Annotated in this window: 8 protein-coding genes and 1 pseudogene; all 9 read right to left on the bottom strand. The window is 39.6% G+C overall.

The genetic code is table 11. The features are described from left to right. Positions 1-87 (bottom strand): annotated as a pseudogene (locus tag QZU81_RS10560) (50S ribosomal protein L18a); the annotation flags it as partial. Between the two features lie 25 nt (positions 88-112). Next, complete coding sequence (locus QZU81_RS10555) at positions 113-787, bottom strand: translation initiation factor IF-6 (RefSeq protein WP_295591718.1); 675 nt, start codon at positions 785-787, stop codon at positions 113-115. Positions 788-812: 25 nt separating this feature from the next. After that, positions 813-1,058 (bottom strand): 50S ribosomal protein L31e, encoded by a 246-nt coding sequence (locus QZU81_RS10550; protein WP_292601775.1) that lies wholly within the window; start codon positions 1,056-1,058, stop codon positions 813-815. Positions 1,059-1,071: 13 nt separating this feature from the next. Then, a complete protein-coding gene (locus QZU81_RS10545; RefSeq protein ID WP_004032463.1) occupies positions 1,072-1,227 on the bottom strand; it encodes a 50S ribosomal protein L39e in 156 nt (51 codons plus the stop codon). 20 nt (positions 1,228-1,247) lie between these two features. Beyond that, a complete protein-coding gene (locus QZU81_RS10540; RefSeq protein ID WP_295591716.1) occupies positions 1,248-1,832 on the bottom strand; it encodes an asparagine synthase-related protein in 585 nt (194 codons plus the stop codon). A gap of 5 nt (positions 1,833-1,837) precedes the next feature. Continuing rightward, positions 1,838-2,194 carry a DNA-binding protein gene (locus QZU81_RS10535; RefSeq protein WP_295591715.1) on the bottom strand — a complete coding sequence of 119 codons (357 nt, stop codon included), beginning with the start codon at positions 2,192-2,194 and terminating at the stop codon, positions 1,838-1,840. A gap of 24 nt (positions 2,195-2,218) precedes the next feature. Beyond that, positions 2,219-2,656 carry a 30S ribosomal protein S19e gene (locus tag QZU81_RS10530; RefSeq protein WP_295591714.1) on the bottom strand — a complete coding sequence of 146 codons (438 nt, stop codon included), beginning with the start codon at positions 2,654-2,656 and terminating at the stop codon, positions 2,219-2,221. Between the two features lie 95 nt (positions 2,657-2,751). Continuing rightward, positions 2,752-3,009, bottom strand: coding sequence for a YhbY family RNA-binding protein (locus QZU81_RS10525; protein ID WP_295591713.1), 258 nt, complete (start codon positions 3,007-3,009; stop codon positions 2,752-2,754). Then, the gene (locus QZU81_RS10520; protein WP_295591712.1) at positions 2,969-3,343 is read right to left on the bottom strand and encodes a ribonuclease P protein component 4; all 375 of its coding nucleotides are present in this window, start codon (positions 3,341-3,343) and stop codon (positions 2,969-2,971) included. Before QZU81_RS10520 ends, QZU81_RS10525 begins: the two co-directional genes overlap by 41 nt. Between the last annotated feature and the right edge of the window lie 117 nt (positions 3,344-3,460).

Below are 3,460 nucleotides of genomic sequence, written 5' to 3'. Positions count from 1 at the left end.
ACAAGTGGCCTTGTATTCTTTGGTAAAGTCATGGTATTCGTCGCCCATTACAAAAGTACCTTTAACTCTGTAAATTTTTGTTATCATATAAAATCCCTCATGATTGTATTAATTAAAAATCATCATCCAAAAAGCCTAATGCCTCTTCAACTCTAGCCATTTCAGGACCTGTACTGTCCTTGTCGACTATTGCACCGGAGGAGTTTGCCAAAATGCATGCGCCTACCAGTGGTATGCCTCTGCCGACAGTACCGATATCTCCTTCAACACCAAATACTTCACGAGCAAAGTTAACCTCTGAGGAAAGTGCGTTCTTGCTCATCAGGAATCCCTTGTTTGTGACTTTAACAAGTGAACCGATGATGTCGCTTCCGACAATGTGGGATGTCTTAACATCCACGTCAAGTGTCTCTTCAAGCACTTCGATTGCTTCAGGGCTCAGGAACGGTGAAGCTATTGCTCCCTTGTCGTTGGCGGCCACGATGTTTCCCACAGCGGTGTACTGGCCCGGGATGGTGGCAACATTTAAGCCCATGTCCTCAAACTGTTTAACTTCCCTATCTAAAACATGTGGGGAAACAACAATACCATTTGAATTGGCTACAGCTAAAGATCCGATAAGGCTTGATCCGGAAATAGAAGACTTTACAACTTCAACCTCCAGTGTTTCCTTAATAATTTCCGCTTTCTCGTCCAAAAGATTATAAGGAACAATAGCCAAATTGTCGGTTGCAAGAACGAATACTCCAATGTTTGGATTTCCTACAATGTCTATTCTTTTCAACATATTGTCACCTCACATTTTTATGTGTCTATTCTGCTAAAGTAGCTTTTACAACACCATCATCATCTTTAACTGCTTTTACAGTGATTTTTGAAGGTATTTTTTGAATACCTCTTTCCCAAATTGCATGATTGATAGATTCGTCGATTTTAACATCACTAGCTTTCATGTGTTTGGTCAAGAAGATTTTGATCTCCCTGATAGCTCTAGGAGCCCTGATAGTCCTTTTGACTTCTTTTACATTTCTAAGTGGAATTGTGTAAACTCTTTCCATTTTAACCCCTCAATTATAATTTAAGACTGTTTCTTCTCCAATGTCTAGGTTTAGGTCTGTATCTAAGTTTACGGTTAGTTTTAGCATAAGCCCAGATTGGAATTCTCCTATTTTGTTTGTTTGCTTTTGCCATTCTTAATTTTTTAGCCAATGGTTTATTTCTACTCATTTTCTCACCTGTAATAATAATTATTCTTTATATCCGATAACACGAGTTTGATAATGTTCCGGGAATATTTCCAGCGGATTTGAACCCATCTGCTCAATCATCTCCCTTATTTCAACCTCAAAGTCTGAGCTTGTATCCCTGTTTGACCTTTCCTTTGAAATCTCAAAGAGGCTTTCGGTAATCATCCTCACTGACTTGTGGCCGAAGCTGTCCAGGTTTATGTACTGTGCGTCAAACCTGTCTTCAAGGCTTTTTATCTGATTGACTGAAAGTTTTGGGGTTCTGTCATCACGTCTTGTCCCGTCTGCAATAATATCATGAGTCTTTGCAAGTTCCTCCACTGTCATCCGGTGGATGTATTTTATTCCGTCGTTTGGAAATCCGTCCTCGAGGATTTTCTCGCATGTCTTCTTGAGGATGTCAGTATCCATTTCAAGGACATTATGCTTGAATCCTAAAGATTCTGCGGATTTTCTTGCCGGAATGTATGAATCGTACACGCCGAAATTTGCTGTGTATAATTCCACGTCAAGGCCAAGCCTTTCAAGCATCACTGCAACAAAGGATGAGTCCTTGCCTCCACTATAGAGAACTGCCGCCTTCATGAATATTATTTCCTTGTAATCTTGATTTCTCTTTTCTGACCGGCAATCTGTCTTAAAAGGACTTTGAGTTGCTCGTCAGTTACTTTACCTCTTAGGCTTCCTGCCTGTGCGGACTGGATCAGCTGAAGTTCGATGTTGTTGACCAGTTCAGGTTTGGTCAATTTGAGATTTGCCAATCTTTGGCGAGCTTCAGGAGTCATGATCTGACCTAAGATTTGTTTTTTCTGAGCTTCGAATTGTGCCTGGGCTTCCTGCTGTTGAGCCTGTGCCATGGCCTGCTGTTGGGCCTGGTTCTGCATAGCAGCCTGTTGAGCCTGCAATTCAGCCATTCTTTTTTGACGAATTTCGTCTAATTCGCTCATATCAAACTCTCCTAAAAATTATAATTAATATTTTTCAAGTTCAGGAATGTCTTTAATTATTTCTCCGGAGATTTTATCCAAAAATGATCTTCCTTGAGGAGATACAACTCTTCCGCCTACAACTTTTTCCACGTATCCTGCGTCTTCAAGCTGTTGGAGTGCGGTTCTGATGATTGATCCGCTTCCTTTCATGAATTTTTCAGGACGTACGCCACGGTCTTTTTTACCGCCGTAGAAAGTTCTTAAACTTGAAACACCAACAGGTCCGTCAATGTAAACTCTTCTGATGATAGAAGCAGTTCTTATAAACCACCAATCAGGGTTTTCCGGTTTTCTTTCCTTGTGGACACCGGTTCTAACAAAATTGGACCATGCAGGAGATTCTATCTTGTCATTCTCTTTAAATTCTTCTGCGACTTTTTCAATTAATAAATCTGCAGGTACATCAAATACAGTAGTCATATTAATTCTCCAATATTTATTTTATTATTGTAGCTTAATCCACTGTAAATTTAAGACCTAAAAAAATAGGGCCTGTAACTCTAAATTTATAATGTTTAAGGCTTTTTCTTGTAGATTACAGCAACGTGACCTCTCACGTCCACGAGCTTTGCCCGGGTCCTTGAGATGATTTCGTCGATGTAAGCATCTTTATCGCGAGCGATATTTTTTGCAAATTTAAGTTTAACGATTTCATTGGCCTTGAGTTGACGTTTGATTTCTTCAATAACGTTGTCGTTTACGCCAGCCTTTCCAATGTTTATTGTCATCGCATTAAGAGCTCTGTTCATCAATTCCTTTTTGTTTTGAATCATATTTAGCTCTCCTTTTTAACTTCTTTTCCCTATGATAGGGAATCTTCATTGCGTGACCGCATTCACCACAAAAAATGTTGACCTCTGAGTCAACCAGCCGGACGGTGCAATTGCGACCAGGCTTGAGAAAGGATTTGCAACTCTTGCAATACCTCCTTCGCCATTCTTCAGGCACTGGAGTATTGTATTTGGTGGACAGCTTCAATGCAAGCTCGACATAGCGATGTGATCTTTCCGGATGGGTGATGAATTCCATCTCGGCCCGATTAAAAAGAATGTTCATTCTTTCAATCGCTATTTCAATCATCCACTTTGGTCGTTTTCCTCTACTCAAAAATATCCTCCTTTGAAATGTAGGATATAATATTCAAAATTGAATTAAAATGATTTGCGCAAATTAAAACAAAAACCATAGTTAAGATAACCTTAGGTTAATATGAATATTAAGAAT

Origin of the sequence: uncultured Methanobrevibacter sp. (genome assembly GCF_902770715.1) — an archaeon.
Taxonomy (GTDB): domain Archaea; phylum Methanobacteriota; class Methanobacteria; order Methanobacteriales; family Methanobacteriaceae; genus Methanocatella.
The sequence above is the reverse complement of the archived record's forward strand: the minus strand, read 5'-3'. Positions and strand labels throughout refer to the sequence as shown.

Bases quoted from the DNA above. Each gene is read 5' to 3' on its own strand.
- QZU81_RS10555 (WP_295591718.1), bottom strand. From the start codon at position 787: ATGTTGAAAAGAATAGACATTGTAGGAAATCCAAACATTGGAGTATTC.
- QZU81_RS10550 (WP_292601775.1), bottom strand. From the start codon at position 1,058: ATGGAAAGAGTTTACACAATTCCACTTAGAAATGTAAAAGAAGTCAAA.
- QZU81_RS10545 (WP_004032463.1), bottom strand. From the start codon at position 1,227: ATGAGTAGAAATAAACCATTGGCTAAAAAATTAAGAATGGCAAAAGCA.
- QZU81_RS10540 (WP_295591716.1), bottom strand. From the start codon at position 1,832: ATGAAGGCGGCAGTTCTCTATAGTGGAGGCAAGGACTCATCCTTTGTT.
- QZU81_RS10535 (WP_295591715.1), bottom strand. From the start codon at position 2,194: ATGAGCGAATTAGACGAAATTCGTCAAAAAAGAATGGCTGAATTGCAG.
- QZU81_RS10530 (WP_295591714.1), bottom strand. From the start codon at position 2,656: ATGACTACTGTATTTGATGTACCTGCAGATTTATTAATTGAAAAAGTC.
- QZU81_RS10525 (WP_295591713.1), bottom strand. From the start codon at position 3,009: ATGATTCAAAACAAAAAGGAATTGATGAACAGAGCTCTTAATGCGATG.